Consider the following 22,700-nt stretch of genomic DNA (forward strand, 5'->3'; position numbering starts at 1 on the left):
GAGTGCGGGTGCGACCGACCCGAAGGAAGGACGGTCCGATCAACTGCTTACAATCTGCGCCATGACCATCCAGCGGGACGCGCCCGCGCGCGCGGACGACGAGCAGCCGCCGGCCGGGCACCGGGCGGCCGGCGAGCGGCGGCGGCTGGCCGCGCTGTGGGGCGCCGTCGCGGTGCTCGCGGCCGGCGGCGTCTGGGTGGTCTCGAACCCGCACCAGGGGGACGCGTCCGGGACGCCCGCCGGGGACAAGCCCGCCGCCGCGCCGGCCGCCGCGGGGCAGCCGGCGCCGCCGCTGACGGAGTCCCAGTCCTTCGTCGCGGAACGGTACTTCCCCGCCCAGCGGGCCTACGAGTACGACGGCTACCGGGCGCGCCGCTCGGGCTCCCGGGAGGGCGCGGACTGCAAGGACGTGCAGCGGGACCGGAACCGGGACGTGCTGGCGGACCTGGCCTGCCAGGGCTGGATCGGGGTCGCGCTGACCCGGGCCGACCAGCCGGTGGTCTCCAGCGTCACGGTGCTGCGCTTCCTCGACGCGGGCGCCGCGGCCAAGGCGCTGCCGGTCGTCCGGGAGAAGGCCGCGGACTTCGGGTTCACCTACCCGGACGAGGTGCTGCCGCCCGCCGGGGACGCCGAGCCGATGTCGGTGGCCAAGGTCGAACTGGTCGGCCACCACATCACGTTGACCGTCTCGCGCTACCGCGACCAGCGCCCCGGCGGGACGCCGGACGAGGTGCTCAAGGACAGCAACCGGTCCGCCGCGGCCGTCGCCGGCCAGCCCTTCATGTGGATGTAGCGGACCGGCCGGGAACGGTACGGGTTCAGCCGCCGGCCGCGCGGCGCGCGGTGGTCCGCAGCAGCACCCCGGCGGCCAGCGCCAGCACCGCCGCCAGCGCGTACACCGCGGCCGCGCCCAGCGGCAGCACCAGTCCGCCCAGCACGCTGCCCGCGCCGATGCCCAGGTAGATGCCGGACGCGTTCAGCGACACCAGCAGCGCGCCCTGCTCGGGGGCGGCGGACAGCAGGCGCAGCTGCTGCGGCGGGGTCTGGCACCAACTGCTCGCGCCCCAGAGGAACACCAGCACCCCGGCCGCCGCGATCCCCGCCCGGGCGTGCCCGGCCGCCAGGGCCGCCAGCACCGCGAACGACACCGCCATCGCCGCGTACCCGGCGGTCAGCACCCGCACCGGCCCGCGCCGGTCGGCCAGCCGTCCGGCCAGCAGGTTCCCCGCCACCGCGCCGGCCCCGTACAGCACCAGCGCGGCCACCACCGCGGTGCGCCCGGAGACCCCGACGGCGTCCAGCACCGGCACGCTGTAGGAGTACGGGACGTAGCAGGCGGTCATCCCGAGCACGGTCAGCGGCAGCACCGTGAGCACCCCGGGGCGGCGCAGCGCGGCCAGCCGGGTGCGCAGCGGGACGGGTTCGGTGCCGGGCAGCGCGGGCAGGGTCAGGCGCACCGCGAGCGCGCACAGCGCGGTCAGCGCGGCGACCGCGCCCAGGGCGGCCCGCCAGCCCAGGCCGACGGCGGCGACCCGGCCCAGCGGGACGCCGAGCGCGGTGGCCGCGGTCAGCCCGCCGATCACCACCGCGAGGGCCCGGCCGCGCCGTTCGGGCCGGACCAGCGCCGCCGCGGTCGCCCCCGCCGTCGGGGTGAACGCGGCCGCGCCGAGCGCCGCGAGCAGCCGTCCGCCCATCAGTGCCGGGTAGTTCGGGGCGAGCGCGGTGAGCGCGTTGGCGAGGGCCAGCAGCACCAGCGCGCCGACCAGCAGGGTGCGCCGGGGCAGCCGGGCGGTGGCGACCGCGAGCAGCGGCGAGGCGAGCGCGTACCCGGCGGCGAACAGGCTCACCGACTGTCCGGCGGCCGAGGTCGACACGTGCAGCGAGTCGGCCATCGCGGGCAGGAACCCGGCGGTGACGAAGGCGTCGGTGCCGACCGCGAAGGTGCCCAGGGCGAGTACGGCGGCGAGGCCGAGGCCGGCCCCGGCGGGGGGAGCGGCGGGGGTCGGTGCGGGTGGGGCCTTGAGCGCTTCGGTCACCGGAGGGGTCCCTTCGGGCGTGCGGTATCCAGGACATCTGAGGTCCTGAATCATTCCGGACACACTGTATCCAGAATCGCCGGAAGCGGAAGGCCCGTTCCGGCAACTCGCCCTCCCCGAAGACCCGTTGCCGACCGGGGGCGGTCGGGGCGGCCGGGGCGGCCGGTCAGTCGAGCGCCGGGCCGACGGCGTGCGCGAGGTGGACGCGCGAGCGCACGCCGAGCTTGCGGTAGACGCGGGTGAGGGTCGCCTCGACCGTCTTGACGCTGACGGTCAGGTCGGCGGCGATGTCGCGGTTGCTCGCCCCGGCGGCGGCGAGGCGGGCGCAGCGTTCCTCGGCACCGGTGAGGCGGGGCCGGGCACCGTCCCCGGCCGGGCCGGGCTCCAGGCGGTGCAGGACGAGGGCGGCGGCGTCCGCCCAGGGGCCGGCCAGGTGGGCGGCGAAGAGGTCGGCGGCCTCGCGGGCCGCCGCCCGGGCGCCGGCCCGGCGGCGCCCGCGGCGTTCGGTCTGGCTGAGCGCCAGCAGGGTCCGGCCGCGTTCGAGGGGGAGGTGGCGCAGGCGGTCGGCCGCCTCGGTGAGGCGCCGGGCGGCCCCGTCGCAGTCGCCGTGCGCGGCGTCGAGGAGGGCCGCGGCCCGTTCGAGCCCGGGGAGGACGCAGGCCCGGCCGAGGTCGGCGGCGGTGCGGCGGGTATCGGCGAGCAGGTCCTCGGCCTCGTCGAGGCGGCCGACGGCGACCAGGGCCTCGGCGAGGTCGGCGTGCCAGCGCAGCACGGAGGGGTCGCGGACCTGCTGCCCCTCCTCCAGGACGCGGACCTCCGCCAGCGGCTCCAGGGCCTCCTTCGGACGGCCGGTGGCCAGCAGCAGGTGTCCGAGGACGTGCAGGTTGCGGGAGAGGAAGACCTTGTTGTCCTCGTGGCGGGCGGTGTCGATGCCGCGGCGGGCGTGCGCGAGGGCGGCCTCCGTGCTGCGGGCGGCGCCCTCGACCAGGGCGGAGGTGTAGCAGGCGGGGGCGGGCGACAGGGCGGTGCGGTCGGTGAGGGCCTGGGCGCGGTGGGCGTGGTCGAGGGCCCGGGCGCAGCGCCCGGCCCGCAGTTCGGTCTCGGCGAGGCTGCGCAGGACGTCGACGGTGGCCTCGGCGTCGGCCGCGCGTTCGGCCTCGACGAGCAGGGGCAGCAGCAGGGCGCGGGCGTGGTCGGGGCGGTCGTCGAAGAGGGCGTGGCGGGCGGCCAGGTGCTGGGGCGTGCCGTTGGCGGGGGTGTGCGGGTCGCGGGGCAGCGCCAGGGCGCGGGCCAGCGTGGCCGCGGCGGCGGGGTGGCCGAGGATGCGCTGGAAGCGGGCCTGCAGGGTGAGGGCCATGGCGGTGGCGGCGCTGTCGCCGGCGGTCACGGCGAGGGCGGCGGCCCGTTCGGCCAGCGCGCACGCCCGGTGGGGGTCGCCGGCGTTGACGTTGGCCCAGGCGGACTGGCGGATCAGGACCTGGGCGGCCAGGCCGGGGTGGTCGGCCGCCGCGTGCAGGGCTTCGGCGAACAGCCGGTCCGCGGCCTGGAGGTGCTGCCCGCTGGCGTCGATCACGGCGATGAGGGTCTCCACGCGCCGGGCTGGGCTGGTGTCGTGCTCCAGCACGAGGCGGGCGGCGGCGCGGCCGCGGGCCAGGTCGCCGTAGTGCGCGGCGTCGCGGGCGGCGGTCAGCGCCCGTTCGCTGAGCAGGGCGGTCTCCCGGGGCGGGGTGAGCCGGGCGGCGAGCAGCGAGAGCTCGGCGGCGAGCGCGTGCTCGCCGCGCAGGCGGGCGCCGACGGCGGCCCGGGCCGCGTCCCGGGCGGTGCGCGGGTCGGTGGCGTCGGCGGCCAGCGCGGCGTGCCGGTCGCGGCGCAGGCCGTCGCGGCTGGCCCCGGCCAGCCGGCCGTGCAGCAGCCGGCGCGCGGTGTCCGTGAGCCGGGCGGTGAGTTCCGCACCGATCGCGGAGGCGGTGAAGTGCACACCACCGTCGGCCCGTTCGAGGTCGACCAGGCCGGCCGCCCCGGCCTCGGCCAGCAGGCCGCCGGCGGCCGGGCCGACGAGCCGGGCCAGCAGTTCGCGGTCGGGCCGGTCGTCGAGCGCGGCCAGGGTCAACAGCTCCCGGGCCTCCTCGGACACCGTGCCCAGCCACTCGCCCACCAGCCGGCGCGCCGCCGGGGGCAGGGCCGCCCCGTCCTCGTCCTCCCCCGGGTCCGCGACCTCGGCGAGCGCCAGGGCCAGGGCCGGGTTCCCGCCGCTGCACCGGTGGATCCGGTCGACCTGGCCGGGGGTGGGACGGTACGGGGCGAGCAGGGCGGACAGTTGAGCGGCCGTCAGCGGCGGGACGCGCACCGCGTGCGCGTCCTCGCCGCTCCAGTGGCCCTCGGACCCGGGGTGCCAGCCGCGCTCGGTGGCGATCACGGGCAGCTCCGGAACCAGGCGCAGCGCCCAGCGCAGGACGGCCGCGCTGGCCGGATCCAGCCACTGGGCGTTGTCCACCACCAGGGTCAGCGGCGGCACCTCCCGCAGCAGGGCCGTGGCCAGCCGGCGCAGCCGCAGGGAGGCGCCGGCGGGCTCGGCGCCGGCGGCCGCGTCGACGGCCGCGGCGAGGTCGCGCGCGGCCGGCAGCGGCTGGAGGGCCAGGGCCAGTTCGAGCAGACCGGTCCACGGGACGGGGGCGTCCTGCGGGCCCGGGGCCAGCCGCAGCACGGGCAGCCCCAGCCGTCGGGCCAGGGTGCCGGCCGCGGTGGTCCGGCCGATCCCCGGCGGCCCGAACAGCACCACCCGGCGGCTGCCGGGCGCGTCGTCCGGCACCGCAGGCAGCACGGCACCGACCGGTTCCCGGAGTTCGCTCAACCACGTCGCGGAGTCTGGCACCGGGCCATCGTGCGCCACCGCGGCCGCCGCGGTCCAGGTCAAGGGATCGCCCTGATTTCGGCCGCCCCCGGCCTTCCCTAGCCTCATCGCCACAGCCGAGCCGTTCCCCCGGCCGCCGGACGCCCCCCCCACCCCCCGACGACGTCCTGCTGCCCCCTTCCCCCCTCAACCCCGGCTCGGCGGAAGGAATCGCGATGTCCCGCAAGAACGCCCTCGCGGCCGCTGTCGCCGCCGCCCTCACCCTGGGCACCGTGACCGTGCTGGCCACCCAGTCCACCGCGGCCGCCAGCTCCACCGCCCGACCCGGCGCCGGGTTCAAGGCGGTGAGCGCCGACGTCCGCGCCGAGGCGCTGCGCACCGCCGACCGGGAGGCCGCTGCCGTCGCGAAGTCGCTCGGCTTCGGCGCGGACGAGCGCCTGGTGGCCAAGGACGTGCTCCTCGACACCGACGGCGCCCGGCACGTGCGCTACGACCGCACCTACCGCGGCCTGCCCGTCATCGGCGGCGACCTGGTCGTCCACTACGACAGCAACGGCAAGGCCACCGGCTCCGACCAGGCTCACCCGGGCGCGATCAAGGTCGCCGGCACCACGCCGAAGCTCAGTGCCTCCGACGCCTCCGCCGCGGCCGTCCGGCACGCCAAGCACGTCAAGAACGCCAAGGCCGGCGCCTCGGACGGCAGCACCCTGGTGGTGTACGCGGTCGGCAAGGTGCCGCTGCTGGCGTACCGTGCGACCGTCACCGGCGACGGCGAGGCCGGGGCGGCCTCGCGCGAGGCCGTGATCCTCGACGCCGCCAGCGGTGCACCTCTCGACCAGTACGAGCTGCACCAGGGCGTCACCGGCACCGGCAACGGCGTCACCGCCGGCCAGGTCTCCATCGAGACCACCCAGACCGGCAGCGGCTACACCCTCACCGACGCCTCCCACGGCGGCACCGTCGTCTACGACTCCTACAACAGCTCGCAGTCGAACCCGAAGCAGAACGCCCGGGCGTTCACGAAGTCCACCAACAGCTGGGGCACCGGCACCACCTCCAGCCGGGAGAGCGCCGCCGTGGACGCCTCCTACGGCCTCGCCAAGACCTGGGACTTCTACAAGAACACCTTCAACCGCTCCGGCATCCGCAACGACGGCCGCGGCGCCCCCGCGTACGTGCACGTCGACACCGGCCTGCTGAACGCCTTCTACGACGACTCCTGCTTCTGCATGTCCTTCGGCGACGGCTCCTCGCAGAACGGCAACACCCCCGTCACCGCGCTCGACGTGGCCGGCCACGAGATGAGCCACGGCGTCACCGCCGCCACCGCCAACCTGAACTACTCCGGCGAGTCCGGCGGCCTCAACGAGGCCACCAGCGACATCTTCGGCACCATGGTCGAGTTCTACGCCGACAACGCCAACGACCCCGGCGACTACTTCATCGGCGAGAAGCTCAACATGTCCGCCGGCTCCCTGCGCCGGATGGACAACCCCGCCTCCGACGGCAGCAGCCTCGGCTGCTGGACCTCCGGCGCCGGGTCGGTGGACGTCCACTACTCCTCCGGCATCGGCAACCACTTCTTCTACCTGGCGGCCGAGGGCACCGGCGCCAAGACCATCGGCGGCCGCGCCCACAACGGCACCACCTGCAACAACGACACCTTCACCGGCATCGGCCGCGACAAGGCCGCCGCCGTCTGGTACCGCGCCCTGACCACCTACATGACCTCCACCACCAACTACGCCTCCGCCCGCACCGCCACCCTGAACGCCGCCTCCGACCTGTACGGCGCCAACTCCCAGGAGCGGTACCTGATCTCCAAGGCGTGGGCCGCCGTCAGCGTCGGCACCGCCCTGCCCGACCCCGGCAACGGCACTCCGACCCCCACTCCCACGTCCTCGCCCACCGGCAGCCCGAGTCCGAGCCCGAGCGGCAGCCCGAGCCCGAGCGGCAACGCACTGACCAACGGCGGCTTCGAACAGGGCACCGCCGGCTGGACCCAGAGCGCCGACGACATCACCAGCTCCACCCTGCAGCCCGCCCACGGCGGCTCCTGGTACGCCGCGATGATGGGCTACGGCACCAACGCCACCGAGTCCCTCTCCCAGTCGAACATCGCCGTCCCTTCCAGCGGCAGCCCCAAGCTCACCTTCTGGCTCAAGGTCTCCACCCAGGAATCCGGCTACACCGCCTACGACACCCTCAAGGTCAACGTCAACGGCACCACCCTGGCCACCTACTCCAACGCCAACGCCTCCGCCGGGTACGTCCAGAAGACCGTCGACCTGTCCGCCTACAAGGGCAGGAGCGTGAAGCTGGAGTTCGCCGGCACCGAGGACACCTACCTGACGACGATCTTCCTCGTCGACGACGTCGCCATCGGCTGATCACGCCCGTACTCCCGCGGCCGGGCCCGTTGTGGGACGGACCCGACCGCGGGACTGCCGCGCCCGCGCGGGGTGCAACGGAGGCGGCAGCCTGCGGCCGGACCCTCCTGGGGCAGGGTCCGGCCGCAGTGGCGCCGCCCCGGGCTCAGGCGGAAGTACCGGACAGCCGCGCGTAGTTGGCGCGCACCCGGGCCACCGACGCGGCCGGGGTGCCCGCCGCCAGCTCGGCCACGGTCTGCGCCGACAGCTCGCGCCGCCAGGCCAGTTCGGCCCGGCGCATCGCGGTGGAGACCCCGCACGGGCGGGCGAACTCGCCGGCAGCCGCCCCCTGGGCGCCCGCCCCGCGCTGCCGGATCTCCGCGCAGGCGAACAGCGGGTCCGGCCCCTCGACGGCGGCCACCACGTCCATCACGGTGATCCGCTCCGCCGCCCGGGCCAGCCGCACCCCGCCGCGCGGCCCCGGAGCGGAGGTCAACAGCCCCGCCCGGGTGAGCCGTTGCAGCACCTTGTTCAGGTACGTCGGCGACAGCTCGAACATCGCCGCCAGCCGGGCCGAGGGCACCGGCTCCGCGCCGCCCACCCAGACCAGGGTCAGACAGCAGTGCAGGCCCCACTCCACGCCCTCGCTCGTCCGCATGTTCCGGATGGTAGCTATCCGGAACCCGGCCGCGCCAGCGCCCGGCCGCGGCTGCGGCTCCGGCACCCGGCGGCCCGGGTGGGCCCCGGCGGCTTCCGGCCGCGCCGGGGCCCGGCTCAGTCCTCCAGGTGCTCGCGGACCCGCCGGGAGGGGGAGAACACGTACAGCTCCAGGATGGCGGGCAGGTCGGCCAGGCCCGGGCCGCCCGCCCCGATCCAGGCGGTGATGTCGGCCGACGCGTCCCGGTCGTTGACCAGCCCGAGCCAGACCGGCCGCCCACCCGCCCGCCGCCCCTCCGCCGAGGGCTGGACCACCACCACGTTGGCGTGCTCGCAGGCGTCCAGGCAGCCCACCGGGCGCACGGTGGCCACCTCGGCGAGGGCGCCGCGCAACTCGGCCAGCTGCGCGGCGTGGTCGAGCCGCGGCACCTTCGGCGTGCCGCAGCAGCAGCCCCGGCAGACCGAGACGGTGCACCGGGCGGCCGTCCCCTGCGCGGGGACCCCCGCCGCCTTGCTGCGGGTGCGACGGCTCATCGGGCCCTCCCGGCGTCCTCGATCACGGTGGTCACGGCGGTGACCCTACCCCGCGCCGCCGGTGCGCACCGGCCCCGGCCGCTCACCGGCCGACCCCTCCGGCGGCGGCCCGCCGCCACGCGGCGTCGCGCAGCAGGCGCAGGCCGTTGAGGCCGACGATGACGGTGGAGCCCTCGTGGCCGAGCACGCCCAGCGGCAGCGGCAGCGTTCCGACGAGGTCCCACACCACCAGCGCGGTGATGAACGCCGACGCCACCACCAGGTTCTGCACCACCAGCGCGCGGGCCCGCCGGGAGAGCGCCACCACCGCCGGGACGGTGGCCAGTTCGTCGCGGACGACCACCGCGTCCGCGGTCTCCAGCGCCAGGTCGGAACCGGCCCGGCCCATCGCCACCCCGGTGTGCGCGGCCGCCAGCGCGGGCGCGTCGTTGACGCCGTCGCCCACCACCAGCACCCGCCGCCCCGCGGCCTCCCACTCCCGGACGGCCGCCACCTTGTCCTGCGGCAGCAGCGCCGCCCGGACCTCGGTGATCCCGGCCTCCGCGGCCAGCCGCCGGGCCGCGCGCGGATTGTCGCCGGTGAGCAGCACCGGCGCCGTCCCGGTCAGCGCGCCCAGCGCGGCCACCGTGGCGGCCGCGTCCGGCCGCAGCCGGTCGGCGAGGCCCAGCACGCCCACCGGCACGCCGTCCCGGGAGACCAGCACCGCCGTCCGGCCCGCCGCCTCCAACTCCGCGACGGCCGCCAGGGGTTCCGGGGCCGGGGAGTCGGACGTCGGGAAGCCGGTCGGCGCGGTGACCGCGACGGTGTGCCCGGCGACGCGCGCGCTGACGCCCACGCCGGGGGTGGAGGCGAAGTCCGCGGCCGGGGCCGGGGCGAGTCCGCGCTCGCGGGCGGCGGCCAGCACGGCGCGGGCCAGCGGGTGCTCGCTGGCGTGCTCGGCGGCGGCCGCCAGCGCCAGCAGCCCGTCCCCGTCCAAGCCGGAGCCGGGCAGCGGGCGGACGTCGGTGACCTGCGGGGCGCCCTCGGTGAGGGTGCCGGTCTTGTCCAGCGCGGCCGCGTCCACCTGCCCCAGCCGCTCCATCACCACGGCCGACTTCACCAGCACGCCGTGCCGCCCGGCGGTGGCGATCGCCGACAGCAGCGGCGGCATGGTCGCCAGCACCACCGCGCACGGCGAGGCCACGATCATGAAGGTCATCGCGCGCAGCAGCGAGTCGGTGAAGGCCGCGCCGACCAGCAGCGGCACCGCGAACACCGCCACGGTGGCGGCCACCATGCCCAGCGAGTACCGCTGTTCGACCTTCTCGACGAACAGCTGGGTCGGCGCCTTGGTCTCCGACGCCTCCTCGACCAGCTGCACGATCCGGGCGATCACCGAGTCCGCGGCGTCCCGCTCCACCCGCACCCGCAGCGCGCCGGTGCCGTTCAGCGTCCCGGCGAACACCTCGTCGCCCACCTGCTTGGCCACCGGCAGCGGCTCGCCGGTGATCGACGCCTGGTCGACCTCGCTCGCCCCGTCCAGCACCCGGCCGTCCGCGCCGATCCGCTCCCCGGGACGCACCAGCACGGTGTCGCCGACGGACAGCCCGTCGGTCGGGACGACCTCCTCCGTGCCGTCGGCCAGCAGCCGGGTCGCGGTGGGGGGCGCCAGGTCGAGCAGGCCGCGCACCGAGTCGGCGGTCCGCGCGGTGGCCAGCGCCTCCAGCGCGCCCGAGGTGGCGAAGATGACGATCAGCAGCGCGCCGTCCGTCACCTGCCCGACCGCCGCCGCGCCCAGCGCCGCCACCACCATCAGCAGGTCCACGTCGAGGGTCTTCTCGCGCAGCGCCCGCAGCCCCGCCCAGCCGGGCTCCCAGCCGCCGCACGCGTAGACGAGCGCGTACAGCGGACCCCAGGCCCAGGCCGGGGCGCCGGCCAGCTGCAGCGGCAGGGCGAGCAGGAACAGCACCAGCGCGGCCGCGGCCCAGCGGGCCTCCGGCAGCGCGAGGACCGCGGTGCGGCGGCGCGGCACGCGGCCCGGCGGGGTGGCGGGGCCGCCGGCGGGGCGGGCGGTCAGGGTGGCGGACACGGCAGCGGGATCCTCGGGGCGAGCAGGGGGGACGACCCGGCCACCATACATGAACATATGAAGGCTCATTCATGCATGGGTTGTACGATGGTCGACATGGGTCACGGAGCTTCCCCCACCAAGAGCGCCCTCCCGCGCACCCCGCTGGACGCCGACAGCGCCGCCCGGATCGCCACCACCCTCCAGGCCCTCGCCACCCCCTCCCGGCTGCTGATCCTCTCCCGCCTGCGCGAGGGCCCCTGCGCCGCCACCGAACTCGCCCACGCCGCCGGGCTGGAGCAGTCCGCCTGCTCGCACCAACTGCGCCTGCTGCGCAACCTCGGCCTGGTGGTCGGCCGCCGCAACGGCCGCTCGGTGGTCTACGAGCTGTACGACAACCACGTCGCCGCCCTCCTCGACCAGGCCGTCTACCACAGCGAACACCTGCGGCTCGGCCTGAGCGACGCGGGCCCCGACGACCTCGACGCGCCCTGATCCCGGTCTGAGCCCGTTCTGGTCCCGGCCTGAGCCCGGCCCGGTCCCGGTCCCGCGCCGGTGGGCGCCCGGCCCCGGGACGGACGACGGCACCGGGCCGCCCGGCCGTCCCCCCGAAGGAACGGCCCGGCAGCCCGGTGCCCGGTCGCGGTGCCCGGTCAGCTCGTGGTGCAGGTGAGGGCCGGGGCGGCGTTGCTGCCGCTGTAGTTGGCGTTGAAGCCGAAGTTGGTGCTGCCGCCCGCCGGGACGACGCCGTTGTAGGCGGCGTTGTTCACCGTGACGACCTGGCCGGACTGGGTGTAGCTGCCGCTCCAGAGGTTGGTGACCGTCTGGTTGCCGGCGTAGGTCATGGTGACCTTCCAGCCGTTGGTGGCGGTGGACCCGTTGTTCTTGACGGTCACCGCGCCGGTGTAACCCGCGCCCCAGTCGGAGGAGTTGGTGAAGGTCGCGGTGCAGCCGCCACCGGTGCCGCCGCTCGGGCTGGGCGAGGGGCTGGTGCTGGCGCTCGGGCTCGGCGACGGGCTGGTGCCGCCGGACGGGCTGGGCGACGGGCTGGTGCCGGTGCCGTGGCTGACCGTGATGTTGGAGCTGCCGCTGCTGCCGTAGCCCTCGGTGGCCAGGATCTCGTAGTTCGGGGTGCCGAGGTTCAGGCCCGCCTTCGCCCACGCGGTGAAGAAGTTGGACACCGTGATGGTGCCGCCGGTGCGCTTCGACTGCCGGATCGCCCAGAACTGGGTGAAGTTCGAGTGGTCGCCCTCGATGGACGGGGCGTCGGTGCGCTGCGTCGAGTACAGGTCGTACGTGCTGCCGTCACTGACCACCGAGCCCAGCTTGGTGGCGCCCGTACTCGGGTTGTAGTTCCCGTAGTTGTCGACGATGTAGTACTCGATGAGCGGGTTGGTGGTCCAGCCGTACAGCGACAGGTAGCAGTTGCCGTTGCAGTTGAACGTGCCCGAGTAGGTCACGGCGTCGGTCGTGCCCGGGTTCCAGCCCTTGCCGGCCACGAAGTTGGTGACGTTGTTCCAGGTGGTGCTGTACTGGCCGCCGGTGCCCAGGGTCATGGACGCCTGGCCGCTGTTCTGGCTCCAGAACGAGTAGAAGTACCCGTTGTTGGTACCGGTGCTGTTCGAGGAGACGGTCGTGTCGGCGTTCGCCGAGGTGGAGACGGTGAGCACGGCCGCGACGGCCACGGCGAGGACGGACGCCTTGCTGACGAACCGTGAGAGGCGGCTGCCTCCGGTGGGGCGGATGAGCTTCACGTGTGCTTCCTCTTCGGTGGGGTGGACGGAAGGGGGTGCGCGGCGTGACCCGGCGCGGCGCCGCGACCGGGGAACGCCGGGGGGAGTCGCGAAGGGCGACCGGGAGCGGCAGTCGTGGGCCTGCCGATGGCGACGATGCTGGCCCGCAGCTGTCGGGCTGTCAACACTTTCGACACGCTTGCGAAATGGCCAGGGGTGACCGGAGGTCCGCCCGGTGGAAGGTCTTCCCTGTTCAATGGCGGTCTGCGGGAGCCTGATGGCCTGGTGAGGCGGGTACGACGGAGTCCGGATCGACCGTGGCGGGAGAAAAAGCCGACCGGACGGGTCCGTTTTTCTCGAAACTTTCTTGCTCTGAATCGATCGCTTCGGAGTAGTGAAACCCGCTCGACCCGGCCGCTCCCGGAAGGGACCATGGGGAGGTGACACCCATCGCACCGGCCACCCGGACGGCCGCCAGGATCTCCTCCAGGGTGCTGTCCTCCACCGGGAAGCCGCTCGCCCCTGCTCGCAAGCGCGCCGTGGACGTCGGGGGCCTCGTCGAGGGTGGTCAGCACGACGACCCGGACCGCCGGGAGCTCAGCGGTGATCATCCGGGCGGCCTCGATGCCGTCCGTGCCGGGCCTCCGGAGGTCCATCAGCACCACGTCCGGTCGCCGCTCCCGGCACGGCGGGACCGCCTGGGCCCCGGTGGCGGCCTCCCCGACCACCTCGATGTCCGGGGCGCCGCCGAGCACCATGCGCAGCCCGGCGCGCGGTGCTGCTCACCGCGCTGGTGGTGCGCCGCCGCGACGTGTGATCCGGGGCCCGGTCGGGCTCAGCCCAGCCGGGGCCAGGCCAGCAGGTGGTCGAGGAGGGCGGGGGAGCCGGCCGTCAGCAGGGCGCCGGCCGGCCGGCGGCGGTGCAGGACGAGCAGCAACTCGCTCGCGGTGCCGGTGAGTTCCAGCAGTTCGGGAGCGGCTCCGGGGGCGAGTTCGACCGTCCGCTCCAAGCCCTCGGCGGCGCGCAGCCGGACGGTGGCTGGGCCGTGCGGCCAGGGGTCGGCGGAGCCCCAGTACAGGGCGGGGAACTCGTCGAGGCCGTCGAGGGCGGCCACCGCCGGGACGGGCCGGGGCGCGCCGACGGCGAGTTCCGCGTCGTGGGCGTGCACGGCGACCTCCTGCACCTGGTGGCGGGCGACCGCCCTGCTGTCGCTCGCCACCTCGTCCGAGCTCCACCACGTCCAGCAGGCGCGGTCCGGCCCGGCCTCCCGGAGCGCCGCCAGCAGCGCCTCCGTCGCCTCCTCGGCCCGGGCCAGCGCCTCGCCGAACGCCAGCCCTTCGGCCAACTCCGGTGCGACCGGCGTGAATCCGGCCCCGGCGGTGACGGCGGCGGCCCAGAACAGGTGCACCCCGGCCAGGTGGTCGAGCAAGTCCACCAGCGTCCATCCGGGACAGCTGGGCACCTGCGCCCCCGGATCGGGCGCGTCGGCCACGGCCTTGCGCAGCGCGGCGGAGCGCCCGTCGATCAGGTCCAGTAGATCCGGGAAGGCAAGGGGAGCAGTCATCCTGACGGTCTATCACGTCCGGGTGACAACACCCGCCGCTCCAGGAGGCGAGGTGCGCCCGCGGAGGCGCGGGGCTCAGCCGGTCGGGAGCCCGTCCGGGCCGAGGGCCAGTCGGCCGAGCGGGGTGATGCCGATCCGGGCGACCGCGCAGCGGCAGCGGCACGGCGAGGGCGATCCGGGCGGCGAAGGCGCGGGTCTCGACGGGGTGGCCGGCTGGCAGCAGTCGGGCGTCGGGGCCAGCAGTGCGGCCAGCCGGGCCAGGTCGCCGCCGCGGGCGGCGGACAGGGACGCCTCGACCACCTCCCGCGCCGGGCGGTCCTCCGCCACCCCGCCGCCCCATCGCACGGCAGGTCGGGTGCGGCCCGGCGGCCTCGGTCGCCCACTCTGCCTGCGGCCCCAACCACCTTTCAGATCACTGCCGTTGACGCTCCGATCGGGGCGGGAACGGCCGGGGAAGCCGGTTCCCGGCAGGTGTCGGCCCCCGGGAACGCCCGTCCCCGCCCGGTCGGGGGGACCGGGCGGGGCGGGTGGTGGTCGGTCGCTGCCGGGGCCCGTGGAGGCTCCCCGCCCGTGCGGGCCCCGGCAGCGACCGGGTCAGGAGGTGAACGCCTGCAGCTCGGAGAGCTGGGCGGCGGGCCAGCCGGTGTTGCCGGTGACGGTCAGTCGCAGGTAACGGGTGGGCGTGGCGGGGAGGTTGACGGTCACGGTGTTGCCGGTGGCCGGGTCGAAGGTGTAGCCGGTCGAGCCGACCAGGGTGGTGAAGTTGGTGCCGTCGGTGGAGCCCTGGACGGTGACGGTCTGGGTGCGGGAGGCCCAGGCGGTGGCCGGCGGCAGCTTCAGGACGGCCTTGGTGAGGGCGCGGGAGCAGCCCAGGTCGACCTGGATCCACTGCGGGAAGGCGTTGTTCGCGCTCTCCCAGTAGGTGTTGGCGTCACCGTCGACCGCGTTGCCCGGCCCGTAGTTCTGGCTGGTGCCGGAGGCGGTGGCCGGACGGCCCTGGGCCAGGTTGCCGGTGCCCGCGGGGCAGGTGGCGGTGGCCGAGGCCGAGGGGGACGGCGAGGCCGAGGTCGACGGGGAGGAGGACGGCGAGGAGGACGGCGAGGAGGACGGCGAGGAGGTGCCGTTGCCGCCGCCGAACACCTGGAACTCGGAGAGCTGGGCGGCGGGCCAGCCGGTGTTGCCGGTGACGGTCAGTCGCAGGTAACGGGTGGGCGTGGCGGGGAGGTTGACGGTCACGGTGTTGCCGGTGGCCGGGTCGAAGGTGTAGCCGGTCGAGCCGACCAGGGTGGTGAAGTTGGTGCCGTCGGTGGAGCCCTGGACGGTGACGGTCTGGGTGCGGGAGGCCCAGGCGGTGGCCGGCGGGAGCTTGAGGACGGCCTTGGTCAGGCTGGTCGAGCAGCCCAGGTCGACCTGGATCCACTGCGGGAAGGCGCCGTTCGCGCTCTCCCAGTAGCTGTTGGCGTCACCGTCGACCGCGTTGCCCGCGCCCAGGCCCGCGTTGGTGCCGGAGGCGGTGGCCGGACGGCCCTGGGCCAGGTTGCCGGTGCCGCTCGGGCAGGCCGGCGTGCTGGAGGCGGAGGGGGACGGCGACGGGGAGGCCGGGGCCGAGGTGGACGGGGACGGGGACGGCGAGGAGGTGCCGCCGTTGCCGCCGCCGACCGGGACGCCGTTGTACGTCCAGACCGGCGCGGGCCACTGGCCGGTGCAGGTGGTGCCGCTCAGGCCGGAGTTGCCGCCGCCGTCGGTGATCTGGAAGCCGGTGCCCACGCAGTTGTGGATCGGGGTGGCGGCCTGCGCGATGTTCTTGGCCTTGACGTTGGTGAACTTCATCTGGGCGTTGGCCTGCGCCTGGACCGCGTAGGTGCCGGCGCCGTCGATGTTCACGTTGGTCAGGTTGATGCCGCTGGAGCTGCCGTCGATGGTCTGGATCGCCTCGTAGGAGCTGTCCAGGATGTCGGTGTCGGTGATGTTGATGGTCGCGCCGGCGATCGGCTCGTTCAGGCCGTCGAACCAGAGCGCGCCGACGCCGAACTGCCAGTTGTAGTCGCTGTTGCCGGCGCGGATCATGGTGTTGCGGGCCGCGGTGATGGTGCCGGCGACGGCGGTGCCGTTGCCGGAGGTGACACCCGGGTAGCGGTTGGCGATGTGCAGGCCGCCGCCGTTGGTGATGGTGTCGGCCATCACGTTGTCCGAGATGGTGAAGTCCTTGCCGCCGTACGTGACGATGTTGTTGGCGAGGATCGGCAGCACCACCGTGTTGTGGGTGAAGCTGTCGTTGACGTTCGCCAGCCGCTCCGGCCAGGAGGCCAGGCCGTCGTCACCGGTGTTGCGCAGGAAGGTGTTGGTGACCGTCGAGTTGGTCACGCCGGTGTGGAAGTTGACGCCGTCCGCGGTCTGGTCGAGGATCCGGCTGTTCTTGATGGTGAAGTGGTCCATCGGACCGTCCATCCAGGCGCCGACCTTGGTGTGCTGGATCCACAGGTTGTCGACGGTGGAGTTGGACATCGCGCCGCCCAGGGCGTTGACCTGGTCGTCGTCGACCCGCTCGCGCACGTCGCCGATGATGGCGAAGTCCTTCAGGGTGACGTTCTGGCTCGGGCCGCCGGCCTCCTGCGGCCGGACGCCGCCGCCGTAGCCGCCGCCCGCCACGTACTTGCCGTAGATGCCCGCCGCCCGGTTGCGGTTGATCGGGTCGCGCCCGCCCAGCACGCTGTACCAGGGGCCCGCCCCGGCCAGCGTCACCTTGTCGACCACCACGTGGTCGTACAGCGTGAAGTTGCCCTGCGGGATGTAGACCGTCCGGCCCTGCGCGGCACCGGCGTTGACCGCGGCCTGGAACTTGGCGGTGGAGTCGGTGGCGCCGGTGGGGTCGGCGCCGAAGTCGGTGACCACGTCGATCGCGTTCGCGGGCTTGGCGATCGGCGCGGCGACGTTCTCGAAGTCGGCCAGGTCGATGGTGAAGGTCGGCGACTGCGCGGTGGAGGACACCTGCAGCCGGATCTTCGTGCCGGCCGGGTAGCTGGTGCCCAGCAGGGTGCGGGTCTCGTCGAAGAAGTGGTGCGGGTTGGTGTCGCCCGGGTTGTTGTTGAACGGGTAACCGCCGTAGTACCAGCTGTACTTGGAGGTCACGTCTACGCTCTTCAGCTTCTGCCCGTTGACCAGCAGGTCCATCGAGGCGTCCCGGCCCTTGCCGTCCGGGGAGTCCGGCAGGCTGTAGCGGAAGTCGATCGAGTTGGCGGGCGCGGTGAGCGTGAACTCCACGTACTGGCCGGTCGCGTTCAGCGTCACGGCCTGCCGGCCGGAGGCCTCCGAGACCAGGTGGCCGTACAGCCGGTCCGGCCCGACCACGGTGCCGTTGGTGGCCGCGTACTCGGCCTCCTGCTCGATGAACGGGACGCTCGCCCCGCGGTTCGGGACGGCCAGCGGCGACAGCGCGGGCACCGCGGCGGCGTGCGCCGAACCGGCGTTGACGAAGGCCGCCGCCAACAAGCCGGTGGCGCCCAGCGCGAGGGTGGTCAACGACGCGACGGTCCGCCTGGCGCGGGTGGGGGGATTCTGCATGGGTGACCGTGCTTCCTGCATGGGGGAGGGCCCGGGTGGTGGCCGGGCGTGCCGAGCGTAGGGCTCGGTACGGCAGGAAGTCCACGGGTGAACGCAAGAAAGTTACAGATTGATGCAAGATCAGCTGTGAAGGATTGATGAAACCCGACTGTCACGCTCGGGTCAGGCGGTGGTGGGGGTGACGGGCAGCAGGCCGCGCTCGGCGAAGACCTGCTTGGCGGCGAAGGTGGCGTTCAGGGCGCGCGGGAAACCGCAGTAGACGGCGGTCTGCAGCAGCGCCTCGACGATCTCCCGCGGGGAGAGGCCGACGTTCAGGGCGGCGTTCACGTGCACGCGCAGTTGCGGTTCGCAGCCGCCCAGGGCGGTGAGCATGCCCAGGGTGACCAGCTGGCGGTCGCGGGGCGGCAGGACCGGGCGGGAGTAGATCTCGCCGAAGCCCCAGGCGGCCACCTGGTGGGCGAGTTCGGGCGAGACGTCGGAGAGCGCGCTCATGATGTTCGCCCCCGCGTCGCCGTCGATCCGGCCGAGCACCTCCAGGCCGTGGTCGAGGCGCTCCTGGCGGGTGGTCGCGGCGTCGGTGGCGGTGGCGGTGGCGTCGGGGGTGGCGGTGGCGGTGCTCATGGAGGCTCCTGAGACTCGTGCGGTGCATGGTTTCCGTGCGAACGCTGGAAACAGTAGGAGTTGGAGTGCGCTCCAAGGCAAGCCGGTCCGCCGGGTGCGCCCGGCCCCCAACTCGCCTGCCGGAACCGGACGTTGGGCGGTTCAGCCCGCCGAGCCGATCAGGGCGTCCCCCATCGGGGTGCGCCGGTAGAGCACCGAGCGGCCCGCCCGGGCCCGGGAGAGCAGGCCGGCGGCGCGCAGCACGGCGAGGTGGTCGGCGACGGCGCCGGGGGCCTGGTCGAGGGTGCGGGCCAGCTGGGTGGTGCTGGCCGGGGTGTCCAGGGCGGTCAGGATCCGGGCCCGGGAGCGGCCGAGCAGCGCGGCCAGTGCCTCGGGCGGGACGGCGGCCCCCGGCTCCCACAGCGCGGAGATGCCCCGGGCCGGGTAGATCAGGGTGCAGGGCCAGGGCTCGTCGTGGTGCGCCGCGACGCCCGGCCAGACGAACGCCGAGGGCACCAGCAGCAGCCCCTCGCCGCGCAGCGGGTAGGTGGTGGCGGCGTCGAACGGCGGGACGTCGATCCCGCCGTCCCGCCAGCGGACGTTCTCGTGCAGCCCGGCCAGCGCCGCCGCCCAGCCGAGCCGCCCCAACTCGCCCGCCCGGTGCACCACGTCGCGCTCGCACAGCGCCCGCAGCTGCGGCCAGTCCCGGGCCAGCAGCTCCTGCCAGCAGCGGTCCAGCGCCCCGGCGACCAGCCGGACCGCGTCCGGCGAGCCGAGCACCGCCCGGGCCTCCCGGTCGGTCTCCGGCCGGGCCGCCAGGCAGGCCCGGATCTCGGCCCGGGCCGGTTCCGGCGGCGCGGCCAGGATCGCCGCGAGGTCGTCCGCCCAGGTCTGGTCCATGCCGCGCGGCGGGATGGCGATGAAGTCCGCCCCGAACTTCGGGTTGTGCAGCGCCAGCGCCGCCCGCACCGCCGGATCCGCCCGCAGCCGCAGGAACCCCGGCCGCAGCCGCTCCCGCCACCCCGGCGGCAGCGCCCGCTCCCCGCCGCGGTCCAACAGCCGCAGCAGGTTGGCGAGTTCGAACGCGGGCGAGAGCGCGAACCGGCTGCGCGCCAGGTCCTCGGCCGCGACCTCGTACCTCAGCACCCCGTCCCCCTCCGGCTCTTCCCGCGCACCCCGCGCACCCCGCGACCTTACGTCCCGGGGCGAATCTCTCGCCCGCCCCGGGCCCGGGACGCCAGGCTGCCCGGCATGACGACCTATCGCGAGGTGCTGGGCGACCCGCGCTTCCGGCTGCTGTTCACCACCCGCACCCTCGGCATCGTCGGGGACTCGCTGCGGATCACCACCCTGGCCGTGCTGATCTACGCGGGCACCGGTTCCGCGCTGCTGAGCGCCGTCGCCTTCGGGATCGGCTTCCTGCCGCAGCTGCTCGGCTCGATGCTGCTCGGCTCGCTCACCGACCGCCTGCGCCCCCGGCCGCTGATCACCGGCGGCTACCTGCTGGACGCGGGCGCCGCCGCGCTGCTCGGACTGGTCCGGCTGCCGGTCGCGGTCAGCCTGCTGCTGGTGGGTGCCGTCGCGGTGCTCACCCCGGTGTTCAACGGGGCGTCCAGCCGGCTGGTCGCGCAGACCCTGCACGGGGACGCGTACGTCCTCGGCCGGTCGTTGAACAACGTCGCCTCCTCCGGCGCGCAGTTGCTCGGCCTGGCCGGCGGCGGCGTCACGGTCGCCCTGCTCGGCCCGCGCGGCGCGCTGCTGGTCGCCGCGGGGCTGCACCTCGGCAGCGCCCTGGCGATCCGGCTGCGGCTGCCCGACCTGCCGCCGCTGCGGGGTTCCGGCGGCTCGGTGCTCCGGCAGAGCTGGCGCGGCAACGGCGCCCTGCTGCGGGCCACCGCCGTCCGGCGGCTGCTGCTCGCCCAGTGGCTGCCCTCGGCCGCGGTGACCGGGGCGGAGTCGCTGGTCATCGCGTACGCCGGAGCGCGGGACTTCCCGGCGGGCGGGTACGGCTTCCTGCTGGCCTGCCTGCCGGTCGGGATGCTCGCCGGTGACCTGCTGGTCGGCCGCTTCGCCGCCCCCGCGACCCGGGAGCGCCTGGTGGCGCCGCTGGCCGCGCTGATGGGCCTGCCGCTGCTGGTCTTCGCGCTGCCCGCCCCGCTGCCGCTGTGCGCCGCCGCCCTGCTGGCCGCCGGCGGCGGCTTCGCCTACGCGCTGGGGCTGCAGCGCTGCTTCCTGGACGTGCTCCCCGCGGACGGCCAGGGCCAGGCGTTCACCCTGCTCGGCTCCGGCAACATGACCCTCCAGGGCATCGGCCCGGCCCTGTTCGGCACCCTGGCCGTCGGCACCGGCACCGGCCCCGCGATGGCCGCCGCGGGCGCCGCCGCCGCCCTGACCGCCCTGTGGATCGCCAGCTGGCACCGCCCGGCCCCGGCCCCGGCCCCCGTCCTCGCGGAACCGGCGGAACCGGCGGAGACGGGGGCCGAGGCGGGGACGGGGGCGGTCTGAGCGGCTACCGCACGGACAGCGGGTCCGGGTCCTCCAGGACGGGGACGCAGGGCGACAGCAGCGGCTCCAGGTGCTCGGTCACCCGCCCGCGCACCATCCGCAGCACGCGGACCTCGTTCCACCCTTCGGGTCCCTCGCCGCTCCGCACGTGCAGCAGGCCGTACGACCCCGGGGCCCGCTCGCCGACCTCCGCGAAGAAGCGGAGGATCTCCGGGTCGCGGTGGTTGGGGCAGCCCCCGAGGTGGAGGAGCGCCTCGCCGTTCATCCACCTCAGGTCGAGCAGGTAGGGGCTGTTGATCTCCGCGATCCGTCGCCCGATCTCCGCGACGGCCTCCAGCGTGCGGGCCGGCTCGTCGTCGTCCTCGGCGGCGGCGCTCGTCATGACGTTGATCCAGCCGTGGTACTCGAACACGGTCCGTACCCTACCGATGCCCGCCGACGGCCCGTCAGGGTTTTCGTCAGGGCTTGAGGATCAGCCGGATCGGGTTGCCCTGCTTGGTCTGCAGGCGCTCGACGGCCTCGGCGGCCCGCTCCAGCGGGAGGACCTCGCTGACGGAGCGGGAGAAGTCCAGCCGGCCGCCCGCGGCGAGGGCGATCAGCTGGGGGACGGCGGCGTCCTCGGAGCCGTAGTGGCCGAGGATCTGCTGCTGCAGGTACGAGAAGCGGATGCTGTCGGGGACCGTCAGCGGCTGGTCGGTGAGGCCGACCAGCACCAGCCGGCCGTGCGCGCCGAGCACCGTCATGGCCTGCTCGCGGACGGCGGGGACGCCCGCGAAGTCGAACGCGGCGGCCAGGCCCGCGCCGCCGGTGGCCGCGCCGATCCTGGCGGCCAGCTCGGGGTCGGCCGAGTCCAGCGCGAGGTCCGCGCCGAAGGCGAGGGCGCGCTCGCGGGCGGCGGGCGCCGGGTCGACCGCGACGATCGGGTTGGCGCCGATCGCCCGCAGCAGCTGCACGCCGTGCGCGCCCAGGCCGCCGACGCCCCAGACGCCGACCGGCTCGGCCGGGCGGACGCCGCCGGTGGTGGTCACCGCGCCCCACGGGGTGGAGACCGCGTCCGGGATGATCGAACCCTGCTCGAACGGGATCGAGTCGGGCAGCGCGAACAGCGTGTCGACCCGGGCCAGTGCGTACTCGGCCCAGCCGCCGTCGTAGTCCACGCCGCGGGTCCAGGTGATCCCGTCGCGCTTCTCGCCGGCCTGCAGCACCACCCGGTCGCCGACCTGCCAGCGGCCCGGCTCCGCGCCCGACTCGGCGACGGTGCCCGCGACTTCGTGCCCCAGCGTGACGCTCTCGCCGGGCAGGTACAGCGGGGTGAGCGAGCCCTCGATCAGGTGCACGTCGGACAGGCAGACGCCCGCCGCCTCGACCTTCACCAGCACCTGGCCGGGGCCGGGCACCGGACGCTCCACCTCCTCCACGCTCAGCGTGCGGGTGGGCAGGTGCAGGCGGACGGCGCGCATCGTAGCCATGGTCGTTCCTCTCCGGCCGGCGGCGAGCCGTCGGCGGCCTCGTTGCCGCTCGCGACACCCCGGCGTACGGCGGGCTATCGCAAGGTGACTTGCATTGTCGAGGCTACGTCGCGGACCGGTGCAACGCAAGGAGACCTGCGTTAGGCTCCCGGTGTGCCCCAGGACGAGACTCCCCAGGCCAAGGCCGCCGCCCCGCTGCGCCGCCGCGGCGCCGCGATGCGCCGGGCCGTCCTGGACGCCACCGTGCGCCTGCTCGCCGAGGGCGGCCTGGAGGCCGCCACCGTCGCCGCGGTCGCTGCCGCCGCCGGGGTGCACGAAACCTCGGTCTACCGGAACTGGGGGACCCGCGAGGAACTGCTGCGCGAAGCCCTCGCCGACTACACCGACCAGGCCATGCCACTGCCCGACACCGGCAGCCTGCGCGAGGACCTGCGCCGGCTCCTCACCGCCCTCGGCGCCTTCCTCGACACCCCCGAGGGCCCGGCCCTGCTGCACCTGAGCATCGCCCCCGCCACCGCCGAGACCCGCAGCGGCCGCGACGCCTACTGGGCCGCCCGCCTCACCCGCGCCGAACACCTGCTGCACCGGGCCGCCGCCCGCGGCGAGATCCGCCCCGACGCCGACCCCCGCACCGCGGTCGAAGCCCTGATGAGCCCGCTGTTCGCCCGCCACCTGCTGCTCGGCGAACCCGTCACCCCCGCCTTCGTCACCGCCCTGGTCGACCTCGTCCTGGACGGCCTCGCCCCGCGCTGAGCCCCGCACCGAGCACGACGC

General features: G+C 75.2%; 19 protein-coding genes. 5 read left to right on the forward strand and 14 right to left on the reverse strand.

What is annotated here, in order from left to right:
* The first annotated feature begins 61 nt into the window (after positions 1 to 61).
* Complete coding sequence (locus ABD345_RS07630) at positions 62 to 793, forward strand: hypothetical protein (protein ID WP_344551099.1); 732 nt, start codon at positions 62 to 64, stop codon at positions 791 to 793.
* A gap of 25 nt (positions 794 to 818) precedes the next feature.
* On the opposite strand, the gene ABD345_RS07635 is transcribed toward ABD345_RS07630, so the two are convergent.
* Positions 819 to 2,036 carry an MFS transporter gene (locus tag ABD345_RS07635; RefSeq protein ID WP_344551100.1) on the reverse strand — a complete coding sequence of 406 codons (1,218 nt, stop codon included), beginning with the start codon at positions 2,034 to 2,036 and terminating at the stop codon, positions 819 to 821.
* 166 nt (positions 2,037 to 2,202) lie between these two features.
* Complete coding sequence (locus ABD345_RS07640; protein WP_344551101.1) at positions 2,203 to 4,887, reverse strand: helix-turn-helix transcriptional regulator; 2,685 nt, start codon at positions 4,885 to 4,887, stop codon at positions 2,203 to 2,205.
* Positions 4,888 to 5,102: 215 nt separating this feature from the next.
* On the opposite strand from ABD345_RS07640, the gene ABD345_RS07645 reads away from it, so the two are divergent.
* Positions 5,103 to 7,277, forward strand: a complete 2,175-nt coding sequence (locus ABD345_RS07645; RefSeq protein ID WP_344551102.1) for a M4 family metallopeptidase — start codon at positions 5,103 to 5,105, stop codon at positions 7,275 to 7,277.
* 145 nt (positions 7,278 to 7,422) lie between these two features.
* Here ABD345_RS07645 and ABD345_RS07650 read toward each other — a convergent pair whose 3' ends face one another.
* From ABD345_RS07650 to ABD345_RS07660, 3 genes are all read right to left on the reverse strand, one after another.
* Positions 7,423 to 7,914, reverse strand: a complete 492-nt coding sequence (locus ABD345_RS07650; protein ID WP_344551103.1) for an RrF2 family transcriptional regulator — start codon at positions 7,912 to 7,914, stop codon at positions 7,423 to 7,425.
* 116 nt (positions 7,915 to 8,030) lie between these two features.
* The gene (locus tag ABD345_RS07655) at positions 8,031 to 8,447 is read right to left on the reverse strand and encodes a (2Fe-2S) ferredoxin domain-containing protein (RefSeq protein WP_344551104.1); all 417 of its coding nucleotides are present in this window, start codon (positions 8,445 to 8,447) and stop codon (positions 8,031 to 8,033) included.
* Between the two features lie 82 nt (positions 8,448 to 8,529).
* A complete protein-coding gene (locus ABD345_RS07660) occupies positions 8,530 to 10,515 on the reverse strand; it encodes a heavy metal translocating P-type ATPase (protein ID WP_344551105.1) in 1,986 nt (661 codons plus the stop codon).
* Positions 10,516 to 10,611: 96 nt separating this feature from the next.
* Here ABD345_RS07660 and ABD345_RS07665 point away from each other — a divergent pair, with 96 nt between their 5' ends.
* Complete coding sequence (locus tag ABD345_RS07665; RefSeq protein ID WP_344551106.1) at positions 10,612 to 10,989, forward strand: ArsR/SmtB family transcription factor; 378 nt, start codon at positions 10,612 to 10,614, stop codon at positions 10,987 to 10,989.
* A gap of 158 nt (positions 10,990 to 11,147) precedes the next feature.
* Here the strand turns inward: ABD345_RS07665 and ABD345_RS07670 are convergent, their stop codons facing one another.
* The 7 genes from ABD345_RS07670 to ABD345_RS07705 all read right to left on the reverse strand — a co-directional run bounded on the left by ABD345_RS07670 (position 11,148) and on the right by ABD345_RS07705 (position 19,098).
* Complete coding sequence (locus tag ABD345_RS07670; protein WP_344551107.1) at positions 11,148 to 12,248, reverse strand: glycoside hydrolase family 11 protein; 1,101 nt, start codon at positions 12,246 to 12,248, stop codon at positions 11,148 to 11,150.
* Positions 12,245 to 12,985: a response regulator gene (locus ABD345_RS07675; RefSeq protein ID WP_344551108.1), complete on the reverse strand. Its 741-nt coding sequence runs from the start codon at positions 12,983 to 12,985 to the stop codon at positions 12,245 to 12,247. The genes ABD345_RS07670 and ABD345_RS07675 overlap by 4 nt, the downstream gene beginning before the upstream one ends.
* 77 nt (positions 12,986 to 13,062) lie before the next feature.
* Positions 13,063 to 13,791, reverse strand: a complete 729-nt coding sequence (locus ABD345_RS07680) for a maleylpyruvate isomerase family mycothiol-dependent enzyme (RefSeq protein ID WP_344551109.1) — start codon at positions 13,789 to 13,791, stop codon at positions 13,063 to 13,065.
* A gap of 75 nt (positions 13,792 to 13,866) precedes the next feature.
* The gene (locus ABD345_RS07685; RefSeq protein WP_344551110.1) at positions 13,867 to 14,118 is read right to left on the reverse strand and encodes a hypothetical protein; all 252 of its coding nucleotides are present in this window, start codon (positions 14,116 to 14,118) and stop codon (positions 13,867 to 13,869) included.
* A 267-nt stretch (positions 14,119 to 14,385) separates the two neighbouring features.
* Entirely contained in the window at positions 14,386 to 17,352 is a 2,967-nt protein-coding gene (locus ABD345_RS07695; RefSeq protein WP_425556781.1) for a discoidin domain-containing protein, read from the reverse strand.
* A 162-nt stretch (positions 17,353 to 17,514) separates the two neighbouring features.
* Positions 17,515 to 17,973, reverse strand: a complete 459-nt coding sequence (locus ABD345_RS07700) for a carboxymuconolactone decarboxylase family protein (RefSeq protein ID WP_344551112.1) — start codon at positions 17,971 to 17,973, stop codon at positions 17,515 to 17,517.
* Between the two features lie 141 nt (positions 17,974 to 18,114).
* Positions 18,115 to 19,098 carry an ArsR/SmtB family transcription factor gene (locus ABD345_RS07705; protein WP_344551113.1) on the reverse strand — a complete coding sequence of 328 codons (984 nt, stop codon included), beginning with the start codon at positions 19,096 to 19,098 and terminating at the stop codon, positions 18,115 to 18,117.
* 105 nt (positions 19,099 to 19,203) lie between these two features.
* On the opposite strand from ABD345_RS07705, the gene ABD345_RS07710 reads away from it, so the two are divergent.
* Entirely contained in the window at positions 19,204 to 20,457 is a 1,254-nt protein-coding gene (locus ABD345_RS07710) for an MFS transporter (protein ID WP_344551114.1), read from the forward strand.
* A 4-nt stretch (positions 20,458 to 20,461) separates the two neighbouring features.
* Here the strand turns inward: ABD345_RS07710 and ABD345_RS07715 are convergent, their stop codons facing one another.
* Together ABD345_RS07715 and ABD345_RS07720 are read right to left on the reverse strand one after the other, a co-directional pair.
* Positions 20,462 to 20,869: an Imm7 family immunity protein gene (locus tag ABD345_RS07715; RefSeq protein WP_344551116.1), complete on the reverse strand. Its 408-nt coding sequence runs from the start codon at positions 20,867 to 20,869 to the stop codon at positions 20,462 to 20,464.
* Between the two features lie 46 nt (positions 20,870 to 20,915).
* Positions 20,916 to 21,926, reverse strand: coding sequence for a zinc-binding dehydrogenase (locus tag ABD345_RS07720; protein ID WP_344551117.1), 1,011 nt, complete (start codon positions 21,924 to 21,926; stop codon positions 20,916 to 20,918).
* Positions 21,927 to 22,142: 216 nt separating this feature from the next.
* Here ABD345_RS07720 and ABD345_RS07725 point away from each other — a divergent pair, with 216 nt between their 5' ends.
* Positions 22,143 to 22,679, forward strand: a complete 537-nt coding sequence (locus tag ABD345_RS07725) for a TetR-like C-terminal domain-containing protein (protein WP_380276596.1) — start codon at positions 22,143 to 22,145, stop codon at positions 22,677 to 22,679.
* The last annotated feature ends 21 nt before the right edge of the window (positions 22,680 to 22,700 follow it).

Source organism: Kitasatospora saccharophila (genome assembly GCF_039529925.1).
GTDB lineage: Bacteria > Actinomycetota > Actinomycetes > Streptomycetales > Streptomycetaceae > Kitasatospora > Kitasatospora saccharophila.

What these genes read in the sequence shown, in the direction of transcription:
- ABD345_RS07630 (WP_344551099.1), top strand. Translation starts at nt 62, where the DNA reads ATGACCATCCAGCGGGACGCGCCCGCGCGCGCGGACGACGAGCAGCCG.
- ABD345_RS07645 (WP_344551102.1), top strand. Translation starts at nt 5,103, where the DNA reads ATGTCCCGCAAGAACGCCCTCGCGGCCGCTGTCGCCGCCGCCCTCACC.
- ABD345_RS07650 (WP_344551103.1), bottom strand. Translation starts at nt 7,914, where the DNA reads ATGCGGACGAGCGAGGGCGTGGAGTGGGGCCTGCACTGCTGTCTGACC.
- ABD345_RS07655 (WP_344551104.1), bottom strand. Translation starts at nt 8,447, where the DNA reads ATGAGCCGTCGCACCCGCAGCAAGGCGGCGGGGGTCCCCGCGCAGGGG.
- ABD345_RS07665 (WP_344551106.1), top strand. Translation starts at nt 10,612, where the DNA reads ATGGGTCACGGAGCTTCCCCCACCAAGAGCGCCCTCCCGCGCACCCCG.
- ABD345_RS07675 (WP_344551108.1), bottom strand. Translation starts at nt 12,985, where the DNA reads ATGGTGCTCGGCGGCGCCCCGGACATCGAGGTGGTCGGGGAGGCCGCC.
- ABD345_RS07680 (WP_344551109.1), bottom strand. Translation starts at nt 13,791, where the DNA reads ATGACTGCTCCCCTTGCCTTCCCGGATCTACTGGACCTGATCGACGGG.
- ABD345_RS07695 (WP_425556781.1), bottom strand. Translation starts at nt 17,352, where the DNA reads ATGCAGAATCCCCCCACCCGCGCCAGGCGGACCGTCGCGTCGTTGACC.
- ABD345_RS07700 (WP_344551112.1), bottom strand. Translation starts at nt 17,973, where the DNA reads ATGAGCACCGCCACCGCCACCCCCGACGCCACCGCCACCGCCACCGAC.
- ABD345_RS07710 (WP_344551114.1), top strand. Translation starts at nt 19,204, where the DNA reads ATGACGACCTATCGCGAGGTGCTGGGCGACCCGCGCTTCCGGCTGCTG.
- ABD345_RS07720 (WP_344551117.1), bottom strand. Translation starts at nt 21,926, where the DNA reads ATGGCTACGATGCGCGCCGTCCGCCTGCACCTGCCCACCCGCACGCTG.
- ABD345_RS07725 (WP_380276596.1), top strand. Translation starts at nt 22,143, where the DNA reads ATGCGCCGGGCCGTCCTGGACGCCACCGTGCGCCTGCTCGCCGAGGGC.